Source organism: Streptomyces sp. NPDC053665 (assembly GCF_055585285.1).
Genome location: NZ_JBVJKK010000009.1, coordinates 165396 through 190148, shown reverse-complemented (window position 1 = coordinate 190148; position 24753 = coordinate 165396). Strand labels below are relative to the sequence as shown.

Annotated in this window: 14 protein-coding genes; 4 read left to right on the top strand and 10 right to left on the bottom strand. The window is 72.0% G+C overall.

Annotated features, from left to right (window positions below):
* Positions 1–8: 8 nt before the first annotated feature.
* From ACZ6ZN_RS30750 to ACZ6ZN_RS30730, 5 genes are all read right to left on the bottom strand, one after another.
* Positions 9–1391 (bottom strand): FAD-binding oxidoreductase, encoded by a 1383-nt coding sequence (locus ACZ6ZN_RS30750; protein ID WP_469651331.1) that lies wholly within the window; start codon positions 1389–1391, stop codon positions 9–11.
* Positions 1392–1451: 60 nt separating this feature from the next.
* Positions 1452–2834, bottom strand: coding sequence for a hypothetical protein (locus ACZ6ZN_RS30745; protein WP_469651329.1), 1383 nt, complete (start codon positions 2832–2834; stop codon positions 1452–1454).
* Positions 2835–2873: 39 nt separating this feature from the next.
* Entirely contained in the window at positions 2874–3587 is a 714-nt protein-coding gene (locus ACZ6ZN_RS30740; protein WP_469651326.1) for a class I SAM-dependent methyltransferase, read from the bottom strand.
* Positions 3588–3767: 180 nt separating this feature from the next.
* Positions 3768–4706 (bottom strand): NAD(P)/FAD-dependent oxidoreductase, encoded by a 939-nt coding sequence (locus ACZ6ZN_RS30735; RefSeq protein ID WP_469651323.1) that lies wholly within the window; start codon positions 4704–4706, stop codon positions 3768–3770.
* Between the two features lie 313 nt (positions 4707–5019).
* Complete coding sequence (locus tag ACZ6ZN_RS30730) at positions 5020–7398, bottom strand: ATP-binding cassette domain-containing protein (RefSeq protein ID WP_469651320.1); 2379 nt, start codon at positions 7396–7398, stop codon at positions 5020–5022.
* Positions 7399–7556: 158 nt separating this feature from the next.
* Here ACZ6ZN_RS30730 and ACZ6ZN_RS30725 point away from each other — a divergent pair, with 158 nt between their 5' ends.
* The 3 genes from ACZ6ZN_RS30725 (at position 7557) to ACZ6ZN_RS30715 (ending at position 11496) form a co-directional block, all read left to right on the top strand.
* Complete coding sequence (locus tag ACZ6ZN_RS30725) at positions 7557–8333, top strand: TioE family transcriptional regulator (RefSeq protein ID WP_469651317.1); 777 nt, start codon at positions 7557–7559, stop codon at positions 8331–8333.
* Between the two features lie 68 nt (positions 8334–8401).
* A complete protein-coding gene (gene ecm14, locus ACZ6ZN_RS30720; protein WP_469651315.1) occupies positions 8402–9610 on the top strand; it encodes an N-formyl-beta-hydroxy-L-kynurenine formamidase Ecm14 in 1209 nt (402 codons plus the stop codon).
* A gap of 89 nt (positions 9611–9699) precedes the next feature.
* The gene (locus ACZ6ZN_RS30715) at positions 9700–11496 is read left to right on the top strand and encodes a non-ribosomal peptide synthetase (RefSeq protein ID WP_469651312.1); all 1797 of its coding nucleotides are present in this window, start codon (positions 9700–9702) and stop codon (positions 11494–11496) included.
* Positions 11497–11503: 7 nt separating this feature from the next.
* Here the strand turns inward: ACZ6ZN_RS30715 and ACZ6ZN_RS30710 are convergent, their stop codons facing one another.
* On the bottom strand, positions 11504–12691 hold the full coding sequence (locus tag ACZ6ZN_RS30710; protein WP_469651309.1) for a cytochrome P450: 1188 nt from the start codon (positions 12689–12691) through the stop codon (positions 11504–11506).
* A 197-nt stretch (positions 12692–12888) separates the two neighbouring features.
* On the opposite strand from ACZ6ZN_RS30710, the gene ACZ6ZN_RS30705 reads away from it, so the two are divergent.
* Positions 12889–13575 carry a tryptophan 2,3-dioxygenase family protein gene (locus tag ACZ6ZN_RS30705; protein ID WP_277755380.1) on the top strand — a complete coding sequence of 229 codons (687 nt, stop codon included), beginning with the start codon at positions 12889–12891 and terminating at the stop codon, positions 13573–13575.
* Positions 13576–13587: 12 nt separating this feature from the next.
* Here the strand turns inward: ACZ6ZN_RS30705 and ACZ6ZN_RS30700 are convergent, their stop codons facing one another.
* The 4 genes from ACZ6ZN_RS30700 to ACZ6ZN_RS30685 form a co-directional block, all read right to left on the bottom strand.
* On the bottom strand, positions 13588–14346 hold the full coding sequence (locus ACZ6ZN_RS30700) for a TetR/AcrR family transcriptional regulator (RefSeq protein WP_469651305.1): 759 nt from the start codon (positions 14344–14346) through the stop codon (positions 13588–13590).
* A gap of 119 nt (positions 14347–14465) precedes the next feature.
* Positions 14466–14888 (bottom strand): winged helix-turn-helix domain-containing protein, encoded by a 423-nt coding sequence (locus ACZ6ZN_RS30695; RefSeq protein ID WP_206666946.1) that lies wholly within the window; start codon positions 14886–14888, stop codon positions 14466–14468.
* A 196-nt stretch (positions 14889–15084) separates the two neighbouring features.
* Complete coding sequence (locus tag ACZ6ZN_RS30690) at positions 15085–15297, bottom strand: MbtH family protein (protein ID WP_469651303.1); 213 nt, start codon at positions 15295–15297, stop codon at positions 15085–15087.
* Positions 15298–15343: 46 nt separating this feature from the next.
* The gene (locus ACZ6ZN_RS30685; protein ID WP_469651301.1) at positions 15344–24751 is read right to left on the bottom strand and encodes an amino acid adenylation domain-containing protein; all 9408 of its coding nucleotides are present in this window, start codon (positions 24749–24751) and stop codon (positions 15344–15346) included.
* Positions 24752–24753 lie beyond the last annotated feature (2 nt).

The following is a 24753-nucleotide window of genomic DNA, read 5'->3' as shown; positions in this document are numbered from 1 at the left end:
GTTGTCCTTCAACTCACGTCCTTCGGACGGACGTTGTGCGTGAGCCGGAACAGGTTGTGCGGGTCGTACAGCGTTTTCACGCGGCGGAGCCGCTCGAAGTCCTCGGCCGCGAAGAGTTCGCGTACCTGCTCCTCCGGCACCGGGGCGCCGTCGTTGTAGACGGAGTTGAGGCTGCGGCCGACGGTCCAGGGTTTGAGGGCGTCGTACACCTTCTGGTGGACCGGCCGGGCGGACGCGGACGGCGCGGCCGTGCCGCCGGTCGTCACGCGCAGCATGTACGCGGCCTGCCTGGCGCCGACCGCCCCCCTGCCGGGATGCCTGCGGGTGAAGGCGCCGCCCAGGTGACGGATCTCGACACTGCACGGCACCGCCGCATCGGGCCCCGCCACGTCCACGACGGTCCGCAGGGCCGTGGGGTCGAGTTCGCGCAGCAGGACGTTGCTGCCGAAGTAGGCGTGCGGGGTCTGCGGATCCTGGTAGATGGTGCCCACCTGTGTGTACGGCATGTCCCGGACGGTGTCGACGAGCCGCGGGCCGAGGGCCCGCAGCGGCGCCACCAGCCGTTCGCCCTCGTCGGCGGTTCCCGTGAACGCGATGCGGATGTGTGCGGCGTAGCGTCCGTGCAGCGGCTCGGGGACGTCGGCCCACGGTGGGCAGGTCATGAGGCAGATCGAGGAGGTCAGTTCCTCGGGGAGGGTCGACGTCCATGCCCGGTAGGCGCGCAGCAGGTCGAAGGGGCGGTCGGCGGCGAAGTGCAGGGCGCCGCCGTACAGCCGCGTCACCGGCATGAGGGCGGTCTCGACGGCGGTGACGACGCCGAAGTTGCCTCCGCCGCCGCGCAGCGCCCAGAACAGGTCGGGGTCGGAGCCGGCCGTGACGTGGCGCAGTTGTCCGTCCGGGGTGACGATGTCGAGGGCGCGTACGTGGTCGCTGGCGTATCCGGTGCGGCGGCCGAGCAGGCCGACACCGCCTCCGAGGAGGTAGCCGATGACGCCGATGTGCAGGGCCGAGCCGTTGGCCGGGGCCAGGCCGTGCGGGGCGGTCTGCTCGACGACCTCTCCCCACAGCACGCCGGCCTGGGCCGTGACCGTGGCGGCGTCGGCGTCCACCGCGACGCCCTTCATCCGACGGGTCGTGATGAGCAGGCCCTCGCCGTTCAGGGCGGTGACGATGCCGTGCCCGGTGGACTGCACGGCGACGGGCATGCTCCGTTCGGCGGCGAAGCGGACCGCGGCGCGCACGTCCTCGGGGCGGGTCGCGCCGACGACGAGTGCCGGGCGGTGCCTGAAGCCGGCCTGGAATCCGGCCCGTTCCTCGTCGTACTCCCCGCTGCCGGGCAGGAGGACGGGCCCCCTCACCTCGGCGGCCAGTGCGTCGACGTCCCCGCTCATACGTTGCTCTCCTTCCTCGGCCCACCCCGGCCACCGCATCGCGTGCGGCCCGTCATCGCGTCACCGCAGCGACGAGTTCTCCTGCACCCAGTGGAAGCCGCGGCTGATGAGGGGGAAGGTGTGCGGGTCGCGGCGGCGCAGGTGCAGGCGGAGGTGGCAGCCGTCGGCCTTGCCCTCCAGGATCAGTGCATCGTCGGCGGGACGCTCGAAGGCGAAGGTCACCCGCCAGGTGGGGTCGGTCATCTTGGTCAGGGCTAGGGAGCGGGCGTCCATGTCGATCGCCGCCATGCAGGGGTCGAGCGAGTCGTCCATGTGCTGGATGGCCACGACGTCGGCGGAGTCCACGACGACGCGGCGCCAGCGACGGTCGTCGGTGGTCACAGGCGGGTGCTGCTCGCCGTCGACGGAGAAGTCGGTGACGTCCCAGACGCCGTGGAGTGCGGGCTTCTCGCGTCCGCCTCCGTGGTTCTTCCAGAACGTGAAGTCGTTGCGCAGTTGGGCGCCGAGGAGCCAGAGTCCGGCCCCGGCCTGGAGGGCGGTGGCGATCCGGTTCGCCCGGCGGGAACGGAAGAGGTCTCCGGTCGAGGCGGCGGGCAGCGGATGCCCGGTGAGCGCGGCCCCGGCCAGGCGGGGCGCGTGCGGGGCCAGCAGCAGCAGGCTGAGCAGGAGCAGCTGGTAGGAGTGCACCTTGACCGGGACGTCGAAGGTCAGGTTGAGCAGGAGGACCTGGGCCATCTCCGCCGCGGACAGCAGCGCACCCAGCGGCGCCGTGCGCGGCAGGACGAGCAGCAGTCCGCCCGCGATCTCGGCGCAGCCGAGCACCATCTGGTACGGCTTCGAGGATCCCGTCTGCGCCCACAGCAGGCTCATCGGGCTGAGCTCCCCGAGCGGCTCGACGAGCTTGGAGGGCGGCAGCTGGAACTGGAGCGGGACGGCCTTGGCCGCGCCGTAGGAGAACATCTGGCCGGCGAGACAGAAGCGGGCGGCCAGGCGGAGCCACTCCTGCGGCGCCGCACTTCCCGTCCGGTGGCGCTCCAGCACGAACAGGGCCGGAGTGGCGACGGCGGCGCCCGCGAGCCAGCAGAGCTGTCCCGCCCAGGTGTGCGGGTCGTCGCCGCCTTCGAAGCGGTCGCCCAGCTCCTTGCCGAGGAACCGGACGGACATCCAGTTCCGCACCGGGCGGATCGCCCAGAGCTTCGCCCAGGCGTCGGCCGCCTCCTGAAGGCGCCCCATGCCGCCCCCGCGCAGCGCCAGGTACACCTGTGGGGAGGTCAGGCAGTACAAGCCGGTGTAGACGCAGCCGAACCGGTAGGCGGCGCGCGCGGCCCCGGACCGGTTCGGCCGGGCCGCAGAGGTACCGGTCGCCGCGAGCGCGCGTCTGGCGGCCCGGCCCGTCGGTGAGGACGCGGCGGTCCGCAGCCACTTGCCTACTCGCACCTTCATCGTTCCTCGCCTTCTCGGGGCCGTCTTCGGTGGGTGCGGTCAGTCGCGGCGGAAGCGTCCGAGCCAGGCGTGCACATCCAGCAGTTCGGACGTGGTCGGGATGACGCCGCGCATGAGGGACTCGTCGATCGACTCGACCGTCCAGCCTTCGGCGAAGCCGTCGCGCAGGTGGTCGGCGGAACGCTTGAGGGTGGGCGACTCGTCGTCGTCCGGGAGCGGCGCCGGTATCTCGTCGATGGCCTCGGCGAGCCGCGCCTGCATCTCGGCGGATCCCCGGTCGCTGATCGAGAGGATGTGCGCCACCGCACCCGGACGGCAGGCCCGGTGCAGGGCCGTGGCGTAGGCGCGCAGCCTGTCGCCCTCGAAGGTGTGGGCGAGGCCGGAGTCAATCACGGTGTCGAAGCGCCCTTCCCAGCCTGTGAGGTCGAGGGCGTCGGCGACTTCGAACACGGCGCCGAGTCCGCGCGCGTCGGCCTTGTCCCGCGCGAGGGAGATCGCCGTCGGGGACAGGTCCAGCCCTGTCACGGCGTAGCCCAGGCCGGCCAGGTGGAGGGCGTCCTCACCGGTGCCGCAGCCCGCGTCGAGCACGGCGCCGTGGATGAGGCCCGCCTTCTCCAGTGCCACGTAGGCGGGTTGGGGGGCTCCGATGTCCCATGGCGGGCGTTTGCCGAAGGGGCTCTCTCCGCGGTAGACGGCGTCGAACACCTCGGTCATCGCCGCGGCTGCGTCGGGTGCGCCGGCAGGTTCAGTCATGGCTGCCATGATTGCGATGCCTGCCGGCACCTCCCGGGTCTCTTGCGGACTTCTGTCACCGACGTGCCGTCCACCGGCCGGTACTGGGCCGCAGGGCCGGTACTGCGCCGCAGCCCCGGTACTGCGCCGCAGGGCCGCTTCCGGGCGGGCGGTGCACCGTGCGCACGACCGGGGCCCGGCTCACTGGTGCACGGCACCGAGCAGAGCCGACATGTGGATGGCGTCGGCGGCTGCCGCGCCCGCCGCGGTCGACGCGGTGACCGACTGCTTCCAGCGACTGGTCAGGTCCCCGGCGGCGTACAGACCCGGCACGCTGGTGCACTGGGAGTCGTCGACGCCGATGAAACCGGCGTCGTCGACGGTCAGCTTCAGCTCGTCGGCCGCCCGCTGCACGACGGGTTGCTGGCGTTGCGGTGGCGTCCACACGAGGGTCTGCCGCTCCAGGATCCGCCCGTCGGCCAACTCGATTCCGTACAGGGCCCCTTGCCGGTGGTGGAGACGGCGCACGGTGCCCGTGACGACGTCCCCTCCCCCACTGCGCGCGGTCGCGCGGGCGGTGTCCAGGCCGGGCATGGATTCCGGGCAGATCGCGATGGTGTCCTCGCTCCAGGCGCGGAAGGCCACCGCGGACAGTCCCGCGAGGTGTGCGTTGTCGGCGAGCGTCGCCCACCTCCCGCCCGCGTTCTCCTCACCGAGGCAGAACGGGCAGTGGATCACGCTGCGGCCCCAGCACTCCGCGAAGCCGTCCACGTCGGACGGATGGACGTCGAGGACACCGGTGGCGAGCAGGACGGTTGCGGACTCGACGCTTCCCCCGCTGCCGAGGGTGATGCGGAAGCCTCCGCCCGGCGCGGTGGACACGCCATCGACCTCGTCCTCCAGCCGTTCGACGGTCCTGTACCGGGAGAGTTCCCGCCAGGCGCGGGCCCGGAACTCGGCGGGGGTGACGCCGTCCATGCCAATGTGGCCGTGGACCCCCGCCGACGCGCTGTTGCGCGGTGCGCGCGGGCTGTCCACGACGATCACGGGGTGCCGGTATCTCGCCAGGCCGAGGGCCGCGGTGAGTCCTGCGGGACCGGCTCCCACGATCACGGTGGTGTGGTCGGCGGGTGAGGACATCGCTCTGATCCCTTCCGTAGGGCGGCATGCGCGGGGCCCGCGCACCGCAGAAGTGGGCCGGCAGGTGCCCGGTGAGCCCACCGGGACGGGCTGCCGGCGGGCACACCGGCACGGGTTGTCGGCAGGTGGAAGCCGTCAGCCCGCATTGTGGTCGCCGGCGGGACGGCGGAAGGGCGCGGGGAAAGAGGTGAGCCAGACATCGTGCGGCTGCGGGCGGACAACGGCAGCCGGAAGAGTTGAACTCCCTGGAGGAAGACCGGACCGTGCCCCCGCCGGGTCGCCGGACGGGGGCAGGTGCGGGAACGGCTCGGCGTCAGGCGCCGACGTACTGGGCGAGGTGTTCGCCCGTGAGGGTGGAGCGGGCGGCGACCAGGTCGGCGGGGGTGCCTTCGAAGACGACCCGGCCGCCGTCGTGGCCGGCACCGGGGCCCAGGTCGATGATCCAGTCGGCGTGGGCCATGACCGCCTGGTGGTGTTCCACGACGATGACCGTCTTGCCGGAGTCGACCAACCGGTCGAGCAGGCGGAGCAGTTGCTCGACGTCGGCCAGGTGCAGGCCGCTGGTCGGCTCGTCGAGGATGTAGACGCTGCCCGCTCCGCCCATGTGTCCGGCGAGCTTCAGCCGCTGCCGCTCGCCCCCGGAGAGGGTGGTGAGCGGCTGTCCGAGGCTGAGGTATCCCAGACCGACCTCGGCGAGCCGGTCGAGCACGGTGCACGCGGCCGGCGTCCGGGCCTCACCGGTGCGGAAGAACTCGGCGGCCTCGGCCACCGGCATGGCGAACACCTCGCTGATGTCCCGGCCGCCGACCCGGTACTGCAGCACCGAGGGCTGGAACCGCTTGCCTCCGCAGTCCTCGCAGGTCGTGGCGACACCTGCCATGATCGCCAGGTCGGTGTAGATGACGCCCGCGCCCTTGCAGGTGGGGCAGGCTCCCTCGGAGTTGGGGCTGAACAGGGCGGGCTTGACCCCGTTGGCCTTGGCGAACGTCTTGCGGATCGGTTCGAGCATGCCCGTGTAGGTGGCCGGGTTGCTGCGCCGCGAGCCCTTGATGGGTGACTGGTCCACGGTGACGACGCCGTCCCGGCCCGCCACCGATCCGTGGATCAGCGAGCTCTTTCCGGAGCCCGCGACCCCGGTGACCACGGTGAGCACGCCGAGCGGGATGTCCACGTCGACGTCGCGCAGGTTGTGGGCGTCGGCGCCGCGCACCTCCACGACCCCGGTCCGCTGGCGCACGGACGGCTTCAGCGAGGCCCGGTCGTCCAGGTGGCGTCCGGTGACAGTGCCGCTGGCGCGCAGGCCCTCGACGGTGCCCTCGAAGACCACTTCGCCGCCCTTGGTGCCGGCGAGCGGACCCAGGTCGACGACGTGGTCGGCGATCACGATCGTCTCCGGCTTGTGCTCGACGACCAGGACGGTGTTGCCCTTGTCCCGCAGCCGCAGCAGCAGTTCGTTCATCCGCTGGATGTCGTGCGGGTGCAGTCCGACGGTCGGCTCGTCGAACACGTAGGTGACGTCGGTGAGCGCGGAGCCCAAGTGGCGCACCATCTTGACGCGTTGGGCCTCGCCGCCGGAGAGCGTGCTCGAGGACCGGTCGAGCGAGAGGTAGCCCAGGCCGATCTGCACGAAGGACTCGAGGGTCTGGCCGAGCACCGTGAGCAGGGTCGTGACCGACGGGTCGGTCAGACCGCGGATCCACGCCGCGAGGTCGCTGATCTGCATGGCGCTGGCGTCGGCGATGCTCAGTCCGTCGATCTTCGCGGACCGGGCGGTCTCGCTGAGCCGGGTGCCGTGGCACTCGGAGCAGGCGGAGAAGGTCACCGCGCGGTCCACGAAGGCGCGGATGTGCGGCTGGAGCGTCTCCTTGTCCTTGGACAGGAAAGACTTGCGCACCCGCGCGAGAAGGCCCTCGTAGGTGGTGTTGACGCCCTTCACCTTGACCTTGACCGGGTCCCCGTGCAGGAACTCGTGCCGTTCCTGCTCCGTGTAGTCGCGGATCGCCTTGTGCGGGTCGAAGAAGCCGGACTCGGTGAACGACTGCACCACCCAGCCGTCGGGCTTCCAGCCGGGGACGGTGATCGCGCCGTCCGCGAGGGACTTGGAGGCGTCGAACAGCTGGGCGGGGTCGATGTCCGAGACGGAGCCGATGCCTTCGCACGCCAGACACATGCCGCCGACGACGCTGAAGCCCTTCTCGATCTTCTTGCCGTTCACCACGAGGACACCGGACGCGTCCGCCGAGGCGACGTTGAAGGCGAAGGCCTTCTGGGTGCCGATGTACGGCTTGGCCAGCCGGCTGAAGAGGATGCGCAGCAGTGTGCCCGCGTCGGTGGCGGTGCCGACCGTGGAGCGGAGGCTGGTGCCCATCGGCTGCTGGTCGACGAGGATCGCGGTGGTCAACCCGTCGAGGACGTCGACCTCCGGCCGGGCGAGGGTGGGCATGAAGCCCTGGATGAAGGCGCTGTAGGTCTCGTTGATCAGCCGCTGCGACTCCGCGGCGATCGTGTCGAACACCAGGGAGCTCTTGCCCGAGCCGGAGACTCCGGTGAACACGGTCAGCCGCCGTTTGGGAATCTCCACCTGCACGTTCTTGAGGTTGTTCTCACGTGCTCCGTGCACCCGGATCATGTCGTGGCTGTCGGCGGCGCACAGCTGTGCGGGCTGGGTGTCCGTCTCCGTACCGGCGGTCATGGTGTCCCTCCCGTTGAGTCGGACGCGGCACGCCTTCGTCATGTGACGTGGTGAGACGTTCCTGGGCGTCCCGGTTCATGTGCTCAAGCGTATACCTGCAAACTCGGTTGAGACTTTTCCGCTGTCGACGGCGAGGATCTGGGATAAAGTCTCAAAGCGTGAAACACCTGCGTCCCCACGACCTGGCCCGTGAGCACGGCATCTCCACCCAGGCGGTCCGCAACTACGAGCGGGACGGGTTCATCCCGCTCGCCCGGCGCACACCGTCCGGCTACCGCACCTACACCGAGGTCCATGCGACGGCGCTGCGCGCCTATCTGGCGCTCGTCCAGGCCTACGGCTACGCCACCGGCGGCGAGATCATGCGGTCGCTCAACACCGGTGACCTCGACGGCGCGCTGACCGCCGTCGACCGGGGCCACGCCCAACTGCTGCGCGACCGCAGCACGCTGGACGCGGTGGGGCGGGCGGTGGAGCACCTGACCCGCGACCGGGAGGTCGCCGCACGCGCGTCCGCCGACGGCGACCCGCTCAGCATCGGCGAACTCGCGCGGCGCCTGGGGGTCACCGCGGCGACCCTGCGGAACTGGGAGGCGGTGGGCATCCTCTCCCCCGAGCGGGAACCGGTCACCGGCCACCGCTCGTTCGGCGCCACCGACGTGCGCGACGCCGAACTGACTCATCTGCTGCGTCGCGGCGGCTATCCGCTGGAGCACATCCGCACGGTGATCCGGCAGATCCGCACGGCCGGCGGCACCGAGGCGCTGTCGGACGCGCTCGACGACTGGCGGCGACGGCTCACCGTCCGCGGTGTCTCCATGCTCGACGCGGCAGCCCGTCTCGGCGGGTACGTGGCCCTGCTGGGCATCACCCCGGCGAGGCCGGGGGCCGCCGGGGAGCCCGCTCCCGGGCCGGAGTCCCCACCGACGGTTTGAGACCTCCCGGCTCCGCGGGTCCGGCCGCGGCAGCGGCTGCGTCGGCCCAAGCTTCAACAGGTCTTTCAATGATTCGATGGACAGACATGAGAAAGGACTTGCACGACCTTCCCCTGGCCTCCTGCTCCCTGCTGGCGTTCGGCGAACCCACCCACCGCGCACCCGCCTTCGGGTGGGTGCGCAACGAGCTGTTCGCCGGGCTGGCCGGCGCCGGCTTCCGCTCGATCGCGCTGGAGACCGACCGCGTGGCCGCGCTGCGCGTCGACGACTTCGTCAAGGGCGGTGCCGGGGACCTCGACGAGGTGATGCGGGAGGGCTTCTCGCACGGCTTCGGCGGCATGGAGACCAACCGGCGCCTCGTCGCATGGATGCGCGACCACAACACGGGCCTGCCCCCGCAGGAACAACTGAGCTTCCACGGCTTCGACGTCCCGACCGAGACGACCAGCGCCCCGAGTCCGCGGCGGTGCCTCGAGCACGCCCGCGACTATCTCGGGCTCGACCTCGACCTGGCCGGACTGTCCGGATCGGACGAGCAGTGGAGCCGCACGGAGGCGGTGATGGACCCGGCCATGTCGGTCGGCGCCACTCCCGAGGCCGATCGGCTGCGTTCCCTCGCCGACGACATGCTCACCTTGCTCCACTCCCGTGCCGCCGAGCGGATCTCGCAGACGTCGCGCGCGGAGTGGCTGCGCGCCCGGACCCACCTCACCGCGGGCCTCGGTCTGCTGCGCTACCACCGGCAGGCCGCCCTGCGCCTGGAGAAGAACACCCGGCTGTCGAGGCTGTTCGCCACCCGGGACGCGCTCATGGCGCAGAACCTCCTCGACATCCGCAGCATCGAGGGCCGCCGGGGCGCCACACTCGTCTTCGCCCACAACACGCACCTCCAGCGGACTCCGAGCACCTGGAGCCTCGGAGACCTCCACGTCGACTGGCCGGGGGCCGGCACGGTCGTGGCACCGCTGCTGGGCGAGGAGTACGTCTTCGTCGCCGGCAGTCTGGGCCGCAGCGGAGCCCTCGGGCTGGGCGACCCGGAGCCGGGGACCCACGAGAGCGTCCTGCAGGACGCCGTCACCGACTGGGCCCTGGTCCCGACCGGCGCGGCCACCGCAGCGCGGAGCCGGACGGACGTCAGCCCGCAGCAGGGCTACTTCCCGCTCGAGCAGGCCGTGCTGGACACCGCGGACGCCGTCCTGCACGTCCGCGACGGCGACGCCGTCACCGGTCCGGCCGGTCTCACAGGCGCCCTTGCCGGTGCCGTGAGCGGGCGCTGACAGAGACGGGAAGGATTCGCCGGGCTCCCCGGCCGCCGGAGATTAGATTCGCCGTCGGTCAGGGAGCCTCCCGAAGGAGCTGAGCGCACTTGAACACGGTTCCTGCACTGTTCGAGTCGGTCGTCGCCCGACGGGGCGGAGAGCCGGCGCTCATCGACGCGGAGGGCACCCTCCGGTACGCGGAGCTGAACACCCGGATCAACCGGCTCGCCCGCCGGCTCATCGCGCACGGTGTCGGTCCCGACTCGCTCGTCGCGGTGGCGATGCCGAAGTCGCGGGAGCTCATCGTGTCGATCATGGCGGTCCTCAAGGCGGGCGGCGCCTACCTCCCGCTCGACCCGGAGTACCCGGCGGAACGCCTGTCGTTCATGCTGTCCGACGCGCGGCCGGTGCTGCTGCTGCGGTCCTCCTCGGTGGCGCCCCTCGGCAAGCTCGGCGAGGGGCCGCAGGAGGTGGTCTGCGACGACCCGGCCTTCCGCGCCGCGTGCGCGCGACTGCCGGAACACGACGTGGCGCAGCACGAGCGCCGTGCCCCTCTGCGTCCCGAGCACCTGATGTACGTCATCTACACCTCGGGGTCGACCGGGACGCCCAAGGGTGTCGCCGTGCCGCACAGTGGTGTGCCCGACATGGTGGCCACCCAGAGGGCCGTCCTGCGGGCCGGTCCGGGCGACCGGGTGCTCCAGTGGGCGTCCATCAGTTTCGACGCCGCCTTCTGGGACGTAACCCTGGCGCTGCTGTCCGGGGCGGCTCTGGTGACGGTGGCCGCCGAGGAGCTGCTGCCGGGCCACCCGCTGGGGAACACCCTGGTCAAGTACGGCATCACGCACGCGGTGCTTCCCCCCGTCGCGCTCAGCGAGACCGACGCCGACGACGTCCTGCCCGGCGGGACGGTCATGTCCACGGGCGACAGCTGTACGCCGACGCTGGTGCGCAAATGGTCGCGGACGCGGCGGATGTTCAACGGCTACGGCCCGACCGAGGTGACCGTCGGGGCGACGATCGCCGGCCCGGTGAGGGACACCGGTGACATCGCGATCGGCGCGCCCTGGGTCGGCAAGCGGGTGCATGTGCTCGACGAGCGCCTGCGCCCGGTGCCGCCCGGCACGGAGGGCGAGCTGTACATCGCGGGCAGCGGGCTGGCGCGCGGCTATCTCAACCGGTCGACCGCGACGGCGGGGAAGTTCGTGGCCGACCCGTTCGGGCCGCCGGGCACCCGGATGTACCGCACGGGCGACCGGGGACGCAGAGGACCGGACGGTCAGCTGTACTTCGCGGGCCGCGCGGACGGCCAGGTGAAGGTGCGCGGCTTCCGCGTCGAACTCGGCGAGATCGAGGCGCGGCTCGCCGCCCATCCGGTGGTGGACGTCGCCGTCGCGGTGGTGCGCGGTGAGCTGGCCGACGCGCACGTCGTCGGCTACGTCACCACCACGGCGCCGGTCGACCCCGGCGAGTTGCGCACCCATGTCGCCGCGTCGCTGCCCGCGCACATGGTGCCCGCACGGGTCACCGTGCTGGAGCGGTTCCCGACCCTGGCCAACGGGAAGATCGACCGAGGAGCCCTGCCGCGGCCGGAGGCGGATGCCGGGGTACTGGCGCATGCCGGGGTTCCGGCGGCGGGCACGGGACCGGCGACGGGCGCGCGGGAGCCCGAGGCGGACGACTGCGCGGCCGTGGTCTGCGCGATCGTGCGCGACGTCCTGCGGGCCCCGGAGGCGACGGCCGCCGACAACTTCTTCGAGCTCGGCGGCCACTCCGTGCAGGCGACCAGGCTGGTGTCCCGGATCCGGGAGCGGTTCGGGGTCGCACTGCCGATGCGGACCGTGCTGGAGGCGGCCTCGATCGGCGAGCTGGCCGCGGCCGTCGGGAGCCGCCTGCCCGCCTGACGAACCGTCAGTGGAAGGCGACCGGCAGACTGGCGTGCCCGTTCAGGAAGTTCGAGTAGAGGGGGGCGGGCTTGCCGCACACCTCGATCTCGGCGACGGACTCGACGAGTGCGCTCAGCAGGGCGCGCAGCTCCGCCCGGCCGAGGAACGCGCCGACGCAGAAGTGCGGGCCGTGACCGAAGGAGAGGTGTTTGTTGGGTGAGCGGGCCGGGTCGAACCGGCGGGGCCGGTCGAACACCTCCTCGTCGTTGTTGGCGGAGGTGTTCCACAGCGTGACGATGTCCCCCGCCCGCACCTGCCGGTCGCCTATCCGCAGGTCCCGGGTCGCGGTGCGGGCGAAGTGCATGGCGGGTGTGGCCCAGCGCAGCACCTCCTCGACCGCGGCGTCGAGCGCGGCCGTCCCCTCCCGCAGCGCCTGCCACTGGGCGGGGTGCTCGGCGAACGCCTTGACCGCGCAGATCGCGGACACGCGGGAGGACTCGTCGCCGCCCAGCACGAGGCTGTAGCAGTTGAGCGCGACCTCCTCGAGGGTCAGCGGGCGGCCTCCCGCCTCCGCCGTGGCGATCATGCTGATCACGTCGTCGCCGGGGTCGGAGCGGCGGTGCCGGGCGACGTCCATGAAGTAGCCGATGATCTCGTTGCGGGCCTCCAGGGAGTCCAGCCGGTCCGCCTCGGCGTCGTCCGAGGACAGGGCCAGCTTGTTCCAGCGCAGCAGCTTCTCGCGGTCCGCCTCCGGAACGGACAGCAGATCGCAGATCGTGTTCATCGGGATGTGCTCGGCGACGTCCGCCGCGAAGTCGAACCGCCCGCGCCGGGTGACGGTGCGGATGAGCCGTGAGGTCCGCTCCACCACCTTCTCCTCCACCGCGCCGAGGACGCGCGGGGAGAAGGCGCGCAGCATCAGGTTGCGCAGTTCGCGGTGGCGGGGTCTGTCGGTGACCGCGAGCATCTGGCCGCCGGCCGAGTCGCCGCCGCTGAGGAGGACGTCCAGTACGGTCCCGCGGGCGGAGCTCAGGGAGCGTACGTCGGTGTAGCAGGCCAGCACGTCGGCGTGGCGGGCGACGACCCAGAACCCGGGGTCCCCGTCGTGCCAGTAGACGGGCCGGTGCTTGCGCACGTCGCGCCAGAACGCGTGGGCGTCATGCTCCACGAAGGTGCTCGCGCGGGTCAGGTCCAGCTCGGTGGGGGTGGTCATGCCGCGATCGTCACATCGCCGGCGTCCGCGGCGGGAAGCTCTTGCGCACGTCTTTCCTCGTGAATGGAAGAGGAAAGATTGCTGATCAGCCGGTTCCTTCCCGTGTCACGATCAGGTCCCTCGGTCGTCGGGCGCGTCGGACACTCCGGCCGCGGCCGGCGGACCACCTATGACGAGGAGGCGGCGTCCTGAGTACTTTGACGTATGGGGACTATCTCCACATGGAGACCCTGCTCTCGCTGCAAGAGCCGCGCGTCCCTCACACCGCCGGCGGCGCGGCCGTCCTGGCCGAGCAGTTCTTCATCATCACGCACCAGGCCTGCGAGTTGTGGCTCAAGCAGCTCGGGGCCGACCTGGACGCCGCCGCGGAGGCGCTCCTGCCTCCCTGCGACCCGCACGATCTGGAACTGGGCCTTGAGTTCCTGCTGCGGTCCGTCGATGTGCTGCGGGTGCTCCAGCAGCAGTTGCTGGTGCTGGAGAGGCTGCCGCTGCGCTACTTCGCCGAGTTCCGGGCCTATCTCGACACGGCGAGCGGCGCGCAGTCCGCGCAGTTCCGCAGGCTGACGGCGCTCTTCGGCAACAGTCACGACCAGGGCAGCCTCTACGAGGCGTTCGCGGCGGCGGCCGAGTACCACGGGCGGTCGGTCGACGAGGTCTGCCGGCGCGGCGTGGAGACCGGTGTGCTGCACCGTCTCGCGGAGGGGCTGGTGGACCTGGGCAACGGGTACTGGCACTGGAAGGTGGCTCATCTGGCACTGGTGTCGAAGATGATCGGTGAGCAGAGCGGAACCGGCGGTTCGAGCGGTGTCGACTTCCTCGCCCGCCGGGTCACGCGGCCCTTCCCCGAGCTGCGCCGGCTGCGCGGGAAGGTGCACCACGCGTAGCGGCACGGGCCGTCACCCGCGGACGGCCAGGGCCTCGATGCCCGCGATCAGGAGGTCCAGGGCGAAGGTGAAGTCGCGGTCCAGCATCTCGGCGACCGTGTCGCCGCCGCGTGCCGCCATGATGTCCTTCGACTCGCCGATGACCTCGGCCGTTCCGGGGACCTCGTCCACCAGGGACATGGTGCGCCGGAAGTACTCCTCCGGGGACAGCCCGGTGTCCGCGATCCGGGTGAGGAAGCGACTCTCGATCGTGCCGTAGCCGTGCACGAACTGCAGGACGGCCGCGATCGCCCCGGTCACGCCGTGCGGGGGCAGCCCCGCCCGGCGCACGAGCTGCTGGATCGCGCGGGAGAACGCCAGCGAGTTGGGGCCGATGTTGAGGTAGCGTCCGGCGAGCGCCGGCAACCACGGGTGGCGCACCAGCAGTCCCCGGTACGCCGTGGCCAGCCGCCGCAGTTGCTCGGGCCAGTCCTCGCCGGCGCGGTCCGCCTCGATCGGCTCCAACTCGCCGTAGACGGCGTCCAGGGCGAGTTCGAGCAGGTCGTCCTTGGTGTCGACGTACCAGTACAGGGACATCGCGGTGACGTCCAGTGCGGCGGCCAGCCGGCGCATGGAGAACCCGGCGAGTCCCCCGTCGTCCAGAAGCCGCACCGACGCCGCCGTGATCCGCTGCCGGTCGAGCCCGGAGGGCCGCTCACCGCGCCCTCCGCGCCGGACCTCGGACTTGGACCAGAGGCTGGTCCCTGCCGACGGGTCGGCCTGCTTCGTCACCGCGCACCTTCCTCCGACGGGATCACTGCTCAGATGCTAGGCCCCGCCGGCGGGCCTCCCGAGAGGCGAGACCGGGAGGCCCTTCGGGCGTGAGCCGGGGGGGGGACGGACGGCGGGGGTCAACGGGCCTCGACCTCCAGGGCGTATCCGCGGCCCCAGGCGGTGCGGATCACCAGGTCGGTCGACGCCAGGCGGCGGCGCAGCCGCATGATGTGGAGGTCGAGCGAGTTCCTCGTCGGCCTCTGCACGCGTTCCGCGAGCCGTTGCGCAAGCTCGTGCCGGTACACCACCTCGCCGAAGTGCTCGATGAGCAGCTCCATCAACTCGGTCTGCACGTTGGAGACGGTGATGGAGTGTGAGCCGAAGGTGAGTGTTCCGGCGGAGTCGAGGGTGGGGATCTGCCGGCTGTCGAGCCGGTTCTGCAGAGCCCGGACCCGGGCGTCGAGATCGTCCCGCGAGATGGGCGCCCGGACCCAGTCCTCGAAGGGGTCGTTGCACACGGGCGGACGGGCCCCCGCCTCCACTACGAGGAGCCGGGGCACACCGTCCCTCCTACATCGGTTGCGAAGGTCTGTCTGGGCCGGCCATCGGACGAACATGACATCGCTGGTCGTACATCGCACAGCGTGCGCCTCCCCGTCGACGCATACAGGTGGTCACGGTCATCGCCGGCCGACGGCATGATCACGTCGGCCGGACGGGCACCACAAGCCGCGGGCCGCCAACGGCGGCGCAGCCCTAGCCGTCGCTCGCCTCGCGGAGACTGCGCGGCCGCATGTCGGTCCAGTGCTCCTCGACGTAGGCGAGGCTCTCCGTCCTCGCGGCGGGGCCGAAGACGCTGCGCCATCCGGCGGGCACCTCGGCGAAGGCGGGCCACAGCGAGTGCTGGTCCTCGCCGTTGACCAGCACGTGGAACCGGCCGGTCTCGTCGTCGAACGGGTTGGTGCTCACCTTGTGTCCTCCAGAACTCGTCTCGGCAGGTGCGGGCTCGGCAGGGTCACTGCGACGCCCGCAGCATGCGGTTGATGGTGCGGCTGATCTCGGCCGCGTTCCGTGGCCAGTACATCTCGTTGTGCGCGCAAGGGATGTCGATGCGCTGCACACGACCGTCGACGTGGTCCTGCCAGAGCACGTCGAGGTCCTCGTCCATGACCCGCTTGTCGTGGGTCTCGGGGTCGAGGAGCGCGTTGAAGAAGACGACGTCGCCCCGGTACCGCGGTGAGGTGAACCGCCGCATCTGCTCCATCTGCCCGATGAAGATCGACGAGGCGGTGGTGACGAGCGACGGGTATTCCTCCATCCCCGCCAGGTGTCCCATGTAGTTGGCGAGGTAGCGGCGCACCATGGACTCGTCCAGCGCCTCCAGGTCGGCGAAGTGGCTGGAGGGCGCGGCGTCCAGGAGCGCCAGGAGGGCCACCTCGTGTCCGCGGCGCTGGAGTTCGGCCGCCATGGCGTGGGCGAGGGTGCCGCCGAAGGACCAGCCCAGCAGGTGGTAGGGGCCGCTCGGCTGGACACGGAGCACCTGCTCGAGGTAGTCCTCAACCATCTCCTCGATCGAGCCGGCCGGCGCGGTGGTGCCGTCGAAGCCGCGTGCCTGGATGCCGTACAGCGGCCGGCCCGGGTCCAGGTGACGGGCGAAGCCGAGGTAGGGCCAGCTCAGCCCGCCGCCCGGGTGCAGCCACCACAGGGGCGGCTGCTGCCCCTCGGTGCGGATCGGCAGGAGGACGGCGAAGGGGTCCTCGAACTGGGCGTCCGTGTCGGTGGTCAGCTGTGCCGCCAGTTCCGCGACCGTCGGGTACTGGAACACCGTGCGGATCGGCACGTCCACGCCCAGTTTCTCGCGGATCTGCCAGGCCAGACGCGTCAGCCGCAGGGAGTGTCCCCCGCAGGCGAAGAAGTCGTCGTCGATGCCGATCCGGTCCAGGCCGAGCACTTCGGCGAAGAGCTCGGCGAGTTGCTCCTCGCGCGGGGTGCGCGGGGCGCGGTGTTCCCCGTCGACCGGGTCCGGTTCGGGCAGGGCCGCACGGTCCACCTTGCCGTTCTCCGTGAGCGGCAGCCGGTCCAGGACGACGATCTCGGCGGGCATCATGAACTCCGGCAGCCGGCCGGCGAGCCGCCCGCGCAGCACGGAGGGCAGCCGGGAGGCCCGGCGGGAGACTGCGGGGACGTTGGCCAGCCGGGCCGAGGGGGCACCTGTGGACCGGTACAGGCCGTCGCAGCAGACGGCGTCGACGTCGGGCACGACGGCCGCCTCGAAGAAGTCCCCGGACTGGGGCGACCAGGTGCAGTACACCGCGAGCCCGCGCCCGGCACCCCACGCCTCCAGTTCGGCGGGGTCGAGGGTGCCGCCCAGTTCGGCGGGGGCGCCCCACTCCGCGGCCTCGCCGGCCAGGCGGGCGTTGGGGACGCGGGTCAGGCGGAGTCGGCCGCCGTGCCGGGCCAGCGCGGCGTCCAGGTCGTCCAGTTCGCGGACCTCCGACGCCCACACCGCCTCGGGCAGGTCGCCGAGGTCCAGCGGTTTCGCCGGCGCCTTGTGCAGCACGACCTCGTAGCGGTGGCGGGTCAGTTCGTTGTGGTGGGTGCCCTGTTTGAGGCGGATGTCGGCCGCGACGGTGTCCGGGTGTGTCTCGGCGTAGCGCGTGAAGAAGCCGGGGTCGACGACGAGTTCCTTCTCGGCGAGCACCGCGCGTTCGACGGCGGCCTGCACGGCGGCGGGGCCGTCGGCGGGCTGCCGGCAGCGGTGCACCGCGGCGGCGAAGGTGCGCAGGGTGCGGTGGTTGCGCACGTCGCCGAGGACGACGCGTCCGCCGGGTGCGAGGCGGTCCATCGCGAGGTCGAGTACGCGGCCGAGGTAGTCGGCGTCCGGGAAGTACTGCACGACCGAGTTGAGGATCACCGTGTCGAAGTACCCGGCGGGCAGGCCCTCGGCGTCGTGGGCGGGCCCGCACCGCAGGGTCACCTTGTCCGCCAGCCGCCGGTCGGCCCGGGTCTGGGCCCGCAGCCGTTCGATGACGGGCGCCGAGAAGTCGGTGCCCCAGTACTCCTCCGTCTCGGGTGCCAGCGGGCCGAGCAGCAGGCCGGAGCCGACGCCGATCTCCAGCACCCGGCGCGGGCGCAGGGACCGCACCCGCCGCAGTACCGCTTCCCGCCAGGACCGCATCTCCTCCAGCGGGATGGGGAGGCCGGTGTAGGAGCTGTTCCAGCCGGTGAAGTCCTCGCCGACGGTGTCGGTGGCGACCTCCGTCCCGCCGTACATGGTGTCGTAGACCTCGCGCCACTCGTCGACCTGTTCGGCGGCGTCACGGCCGGTGGACGCGGTGTCGCCGGGCACCACGTAGGCGACCATGCGGCGTTCGCCGAGCCGGTCGCTGCGCACGGCGACCACCGCGTTCGCCACGCCTTCCTGCTCGCGCAGCACCGCCTCCAGCTCGCCCGGCTCGACGCGGAAGCCGCGCAGCTTGAGCTGGTCGTCGCTGCGGCTGACGTAGTGGAGGCGGCCGGCGCCGTCCCAGCGCACGAGGTCGCCGGTGCGGTAGACGCGTCCTCCGGACTTCGACGCAGGGTCGGGCACGAACCGGATGGCGGTCAGGCCGGGGCGGCCGGCGTAGCCGCGGGCCACCCCGTCGCCACCGATGTACAACTCGCCCACCACGCCGGGCGGTACGGGCCGCAGCCGGTCGTCCAGGACGAGGAGGCGGCTGCCGTCCATCGGGCTGCCGATGGGCAGGGGGCCGGCGCCCTGCTCCGCGGAGGTCATCCGGTGCCGGGAGGCGAACGTGGTGGTCTCGGTGGGGCCGTAGCCGTTGACCACCGTGAGGCCGGGGCACGCGTCGAGGACGGTGCGGACGGCGCTCGGCGACAGGACGTCGCCGCCCGCCCACACTTCCCGGACCCCGCCGAAGCACTCGGCGTGCTGTTCGGCCATCACGGCGAACAGTCCGGCGGTCAGCCACAGGGCCGTCACCTCCCGCTCGGCGATCAGCCGGGCGAGTTCCGCGGTGTCCGGCCGGCCGGCGCGGGCGACCACGGCCGTGCCACCGCCGAGCAGCGGCACCCACATCTCGTACGTCGACGCGTCGAAGGTGTGCGGTGAGTGGACCAGGACGCGGCGATGGGCGCCGTTGCGGAAGCAGCCGTCGAGCGCCAGGTCGACGACATTGCGGTGGGTCACCTCCACGCCCTTGGGCCTGCCGGTGGAGCCCGAGGTGTACATCACGTAGGCGACGGCGTGCTCGCCCGGGCCCGCCGTGTCTGGCGGCGAGTCGGGCAGCCCGGAGAGGTCCACCTCGGCGAGTGCCTCGTCCACGGTGACGGCCGGATCGAGGTCCGCGAGGAGGAAGTCGATGCGCTCGGGCGGATAGGAGGGGTCGACCGGCGCGTAGGCGGCGCCGGTCTTGAGGACACCGAGTACGGCGGCGATCAGCAGCGGCGAGCGTTCCATCACGAGCGCGACGCGGTCGGCCGGTCGTACGCCCCGGGCGCGGAAGTGGTGGGCGAGCCGGTTGGCCCAGCGGTCCAGTTCCGCGTAGGTCCAGGTGTGTGCGGAGTCCGCGGCGACCAGTGCGGTGGCGTCCGGTGTCGCGGCGGCCGCGGCGGCGAACCGTTCCGTGATGGTCCCGGTCCGGGACCCGGCGTCCCGGGACGGGCCGCCCCAGGCGTCCAGCGCCGCGCTCTCGGCCTCGGTCAGGACACCGACGGATCCGATGGGCGTGTCCGGGGCGGCGACCGCCTGGCGCAGGAAGTGCTGCCAGCGGTCGAGCAGCGTCCTGACGGTGCCCTCGTCGAAGAGTTCGGTGGCGTACTCCGCGAAGCCCTCGATCCGGGCCGGTGCGCCTTCCTCGTCCCGTTCGGTGACGCTGATGAACAGGTCGAAGCGGGCGGTGCCGAGGGAGAACGGCTCCTCGGTGACCGTCAGGCCGGTCAGGTGGAACTCCGGCCGCGTGTTGTTCTGCAGCGCCAGGCACACCTGGAAGAGCGGGTGGTGGGCGGGTGAGCGGACGGGGTTGAGCACCTCGACGAGGTGCTCGAACGGGATGTCCTGGTGGTCGTAGGCCGCGAGGCTGTCCTCGCGGACCCGGCCGACGAGTTCGGCGAAGGAGGGGTCACCGGAGGTGTCGGCCCGCAGCACCCAGGTGTTGACGAAGAAGCCGACCAGCCGGTTGAGCGCCTCGTCGGTGCGGCCGGCGATGGGTGAGCCGATGGGCACGTCGGTGCCCGAGCCGAGCCTGGTGAGCAGCGCGGCGAGGGCCGCCTGGAGCACCATCGACACCGTGGCGCCCGATTCCCGTGCCATGCGGCGCACGCCGTCGGTCAGCTCGGCGTCCAGGGTGAGGGGGACCAGGTCGCCGGCGTAGGACGCGACGGCGGGCCGGGGCCGGTCGGTGGGAGGCGTGACGGTCTCGGGCAGACCGGCCAGCCGGGTCGTCCAGTAGTCCAGCTGCCGCCGGTAGAGGCTGTCCGGGTTCTCGCTGTCGCCCAGCAGGTCCCGCTGCCACAGCGTGTAGTCGGCGTACTGCACGGACAGCGGTTCCCATGTGGGCGTCCGGCCCGCCTGGCGGGTCTCGTACGCGGTGGTGAGGTCCTCGGCGAGCGGGAGGGCGGACCAGCCGTCGGCGGCGATGTGGTGCGCGCCGATGAGGAACACCGCCTCGTGGGGACCGGTCCGCAGCAGCCAGGTGCGCAGGGGGATCTCGGTCGCCAGGTCGAACGGGCGGCGCGCCGCCTCGCGCAGGAGGCCGGGCAGTTCGGCCTCGGTGACCTCGCGTTCCTCCCAGGGGACCTCGACCGCGGCCGGCGGCAGGATCCGCTGGTACGGCTGTCCGTCCGCCTCGCCGAAGACGGTGCGCAGCGACTCGTGCCGCTCGACGACGTCGTGCACGGCGCGGCGCAGGGCGGGCGCGTCGAGGGTGCCGCGCATCCGCAGGGCGAGCGCGATGTTGTAGGTGGCCGAGGGGCCCTCGAAACGGTGGATGAACCACAGCCGCTGCTGGGCGTAGGACAGGGGCAGCCGTTCGGGCCGGGGCTGGGGCCGCAGGGGCGGGCGGAGGTCGTCCGCAGCGGTCAGGTGGGCCGCGAGTTCGGCGACGGTGGGCGACTGGAAGACGGCCCGGATGGGGATCTCCACGCCGTGCTCCGCGCGGATGCGGCTGACGAGCCGGGTGGCCAGGAGCGAGTGGCCGCCGATGGTGAAGAAGTTGTCGTCCACGCCGACCCGGTCGAGGCCGAGGACCGCGGCGAACAGCGCGCACAGCGACTCCTCCTCCGGCGTGCCGGGGGCCCGGCCGCCGCCGGCGGTGTAGTCGGGCGCGGGCAGGGCGCGCCGGTCGGGTTTGCCGTTGTCGGTCAGCGGCACGGCGGCGATGGGGACGACGGCCGCCGGGATCATGTACTCGGGCAGTGTCTCCCGCAGGTGGCCGCGCAGTGCGGGCAGCAGAGCGGTGACGGCGGCGGCGACCGCGGGATCGCTCGCGGTGGTCCGTCCGTCGGTGGCCGGCAGGTAGGTGCCGGTGAGGGGGGTGCGCGCGGCCGGGCCGTCCAGCAGTACGACGACGTCGAGCAGGTCGGGCGCGTCGGCCGACCAGGTGGGTACCGCGTCCCAGCCGTGCCGGGCGGCCCAGGCGCGGATCTCGGCGGGGTCGAGCGGCGGCGGCCCGGGTTCGGCGGAGTCGTCCGCGGTGAGGGCGCGGGCCGCCGCGGCCTCGTCGGTGAGGCGGGCGTTCGGAATGCCGGTGACGCGCACCGCCGCCTCGGGCCGTCCGCCCAACCGGTCGGCGAGGCGGTCCAGGTCGCCTTCCCAGACCAGGGCCGGGGCGTCGTCGAGCCGGCGCGGGGCGTCGGCCGGTCCGGTGCCCGGCTTGTGCAGCACGACCTCGTAGCGGTGCCGGGTCAGCTCGTTGTGGTGGGTGCCGTCCTTGACCCGGATGTCGGCTCCGGCCGCCCCCGCGTCCTGCGCCCAGCGCAGGAACCACTCCGGGTCGAGCACCAGTTCCTTCTCCAGCAGCACGGCCTGCTCGACGATGGTGCGCAGGACGGCCGGCGTCGCGTCGGGGTGCCTCGCGCGCTGGACGCCCGTCTGGAGGGTGCGCAGCGAGGCCGCCCGCCTGATGTCACCGAGCACGATCCGGCCGCCGGGCGCGAGCAGGCGCCAGGCTCCGTCCAGCACCCGGGCGAGATAGTGCTCGTCGGGGAAGTACTGCACGACCGAGTTGAGCACCACGGTGTCGAATCCGCCGGCGGGCAGTCCGGTGAGGTCGTCGGCGGCCTGATGGCGCAGCCGGACCCGGTCGGCCAGTCCGGCCCGGGTCACCTGGTCGCGGAGCCGGTCGATCACGGCCCGGGACAGGTCCGTGGCCCAGTACTCCCGGACCCGGCCGGCGATGTGCGCGAGCAGCAGGCCGGTGCCGGCGCCGAGTTCGAGGACGCGCTCGGGTGACCAGCGCATGACACCCGCAACGGCGGCGTCACGCCAGGCCCGCATCTCCTCCACGGGGATCGGCTCACCGGTGGCGGAGTCGTTCCAGCCGGTGAAGTCCTCACCGAACACGTGTCCGCCGTCGTCGGAGTAGGCCTGGTCGTAGACCTCCTGCCACTCCCCCACCTGCTCCTGCGTCCCGCCGGCGGACGGCAGGGCGGCGGTGTCGGGGACGACGTAGGCGACCAGGCGCAGATCGCCGGGCTGGTCCTCGCGGGCGGTGACGATGGCCTGGCGGACGGCCGGGTGCCGGACCAGTGCGTGCTCGATCTCCCCGGGCTCGACGCGGAACCCGCGCAGCTTGACCTGGTTGTCGGCGCGGCCGAGGAAGCAGATGTTCCCGTCCGGGAAGAAGGCGGCCCGGTCGCCGGTGCGGTAGAGCCTGTCGCCCTCACGGGTGCTGAACGGGTCACGGACGAAACGTTCCGCCGTCAGCTCGGGCCGGTTGACGTAGCCGACGCAGAGGCAGTCGCCGCCGATGTACAGGTCGCCCTCCACGCCGACGGGGCAGGGCTCCATGTCCTCGTCGAGCACGTAGTAGCGGGCGTTGTCGATGGGGCGGCCGTAGGGGATGCTGCGCCACGACGGGTCGATCTCCCGGACCCGGAAGTAGTTGGACCACACCGTCGCCTCGGTGGCGCCGCCGAGGCTGACGATCTCCGCGCCGGTGAACACGCGGCGGACCTCGTCGGGCAGGGACAGCGGGGTGTAGTCGCCGGAGAGGAACACCAGGCGCAGATCGTCGGTGCCTTCGTACCCGCCGTCCTCGGTGAGCAGGGACGCGACCTGGTTGAGGGTGGTGGGCACCGAGTCCCAGAAGGTGATCGGCTCGCTCAGCAGCACGTCCAGCAGGAGGTGCGGATCGCGCTGCTGCGCGGCGTCCGCCAGGTAGACGCCGCCGCCGCAGCCGAGCAGACCGAAGATGTCGAAGACGGAGAGGTCGAAGCCGAGGGACGTCACGCACAGGGCGACGTCGTCGGGGCCGAACGCGAAGGTGCGGTAGCACCAGTTCAGCAGGTTGTGGACCGGGCGGTGGGTGACCGCCACACCCTTGGGCTTCCCGGTGCTGCCGGAGGTGAAGATGATGTACGCCGTGTTGTCCGGCCCCGCGGCCGGTTCCGGGTCGTGGTCGGCGCCGGTGGACCGGGCCCCGGGGAGCTCGGCGAAGGCGACGTGGTCCGGCAGGGCCCAGCGTTCGGTGTCGGGCGTGGACAGCACGAGGGCGCACCCGGCGTCCTCCAGCATGCCGGCCACGCGGTCGGCCGGCAGCGCGGGTTCCAGCGGCAGGTAGGCGCCGCCCGCCTTGAGCACACCGAGGACGGCGGCGATCATGGCCGGTCCGCGGGGCACGCCGACGCCGACCACCGTCTCGGGGCCGACCCCGCGTTCCTTCAGGTCCCAGGCGACACGGTTGGCCCACCGGTTCAGCTCGCCGTAGGTCATGGTGCCGGCGGCCCAGCGCAGGGCGACGGCGTCCGGGCGCCGTGCGGCCTGCTCCTCGAAGAGCAGGTGGACCGGTCCGGGGCAGGGGACGGGGCGTGCGGTGTCGTTCCATTCGACGAGGATCCGGTGGCGCTCGGCGGCGTCGAGCGAGTCGCCGGACCTGCCGGTTCCGGCCGCGACCGACGCGCCGACGGAGGTCGTCGGGTCGGCCACGACCTCCTCGACGACGGCCACGAACCGTGCCGCGACGTCCTCCACCGTGGAGCGGTCGAAGAGGTCGGTGGCGTACTCGATCTCACCGACGACCGAGCCGGTCACGTCATCCGGCGCCAGGTTGAAGAACAGGTCGAACTTGGCGCTGCCCGTGGGCAGCGGTTCCATCGTCACGGTGAGACCCGGCAGGTCCAGGTGCGGCGGGGTGTTGTTCTGCCACGCCAGCACGACCTGGAACAGGGGGTGATGCGCGGTCGACCGTTCCGGCCGCAGGATCTCCACGAGCCTTTCGAACGGCACGTCCTGGTGGTCGTAGGCGGCGATCGCCTTCTTGCGGACCTGTTCGAGGACCCACGCGAAACTCCGGTCCGCGCTCACCTGCACGCGCAGGGTCCAGGTGTTGACAAAGAAGCCCACCAGTTCATTCAGCGCCTCCTCCGTGCGGCCCGCGATCGGGGAGCCGACGGTCACATCCTTGCCTCCCCCCAGCCGGTGCAGCAATACCACCAAAGCGGCCTGGAGCACGATCGCCGTCGTCACACCATTGGATTGCGCCAACCTCTCCACGGCAGAGCGCAGTTCGGCCGGTAAACCCACCGGGACGGAATCGCCGCGAAAAGTCGCCACCTCGGGGCGGGGCCGGTCCAAGGGCAGGGGAAGAGGCTTGGACACACCGGCCAGTTCCTCACCCCAATAGGCGCTCTGCACCGAGACGATGCTGTCCGGATCCTTTTCGTCGCCCAGCATTTCCTGCTGCCACAACGCGTAGTCCGAGTACTGCACGGGCAGTTCGGGCCAATCCGGTTCCGTGCCGGTGACCCGGGCCCGGTACGCCGTCGACACGTCACGTGCCAGCGGGGCCAGCGAACCACCGTCGCCGGCGATGTGGTGGAGCACCAGGACGACCAGGTACTCCTCGTCGCCGCTCTGCAGGACGCAGCCGCGCAGCGGCACGTCCGTCGACAGGTCGAACCAGCTGCCGCTCACCGACTCCACCACGCCGGGCACCCGTTCGGGGGCCACCCGGCCCCAGTCCTGCCACGGGAGGTCGATGTCGGCGGGGTCGAGGACTCGCTGGTACGGCTGGCCGTCGGTCTCCGCGAACACCGTGCGCAGGACTTCGTGGCGCACCATCACGTCACGGAACGCCGCCCGCAGCGCGACGGTGTCGAGCGGGCCGTGGCAGCGCAGGAGCAGCGGGATGTTGTAGGTGGAGGAAGGGCCTTCGAAGCGGTTGATGAACCACATGCGCCGCTGCGCGTACGACAGGGGGGTCATGG

What these genes read in the sequence shown, in the direction of transcription:
- ACZ6ZN_RS30750 (WP_469651331.1), bottom strand. Translation starts at nt 1,391, where the DNA reads ATGAGCGGGGACGTCGACGCACTGGCCGCCGAGGTGAGGGGGCCCGTC.
- ACZ6ZN_RS30745 (WP_469651329.1), bottom strand. Translation starts at nt 2,834, where the DNA reads ATGAAGGTGCGAGTAGGCAAGTGGCTGCGGACCGCCGCGTCCTCACCG.
- ACZ6ZN_RS30740 (WP_469651326.1), bottom strand. Translation starts at nt 3,587, where the DNA reads ATGACTGAACCTGCCGGCGCACCCGACGCAGCCGCGGCGATGACCGAG.
- ACZ6ZN_RS30735 (WP_469651323.1), bottom strand. Translation starts at nt 4,706, where the DNA reads ATGTCCTCACCCGCCGACCACACCACCGTGATCGTGGGAGCCGGTCCC.
- ACZ6ZN_RS30730 (WP_469651320.1), bottom strand. Translation starts at nt 7,398, where the DNA reads ATGACCGCCGGTACGGAGACGGACACCCAGCCCGCACAGCTGTGCGCC.
- ecm14 (WP_469651315.1), top strand. Translation starts at nt 8,402, where the DNA reads ATGATTCGATGGACAGACATGAGAAAGGACTTGCACGACCTTCCCCTG.
- ACZ6ZN_RS30710 (WP_469651309.1), bottom strand. Translation starts at nt 12,691, where the DNA reads ATGACCACCCCCACCGAGCTGGACCTGACCCGCGCGAGCACCTTCGTG.
- ACZ6ZN_RS30685 (WP_469651301.1), bottom strand. Translation starts at nt 24,751, where the DNA reads ATGACCCCCCTGTCGTACGCGCAGCGGCGCATGTGGTTCATCAACCGC.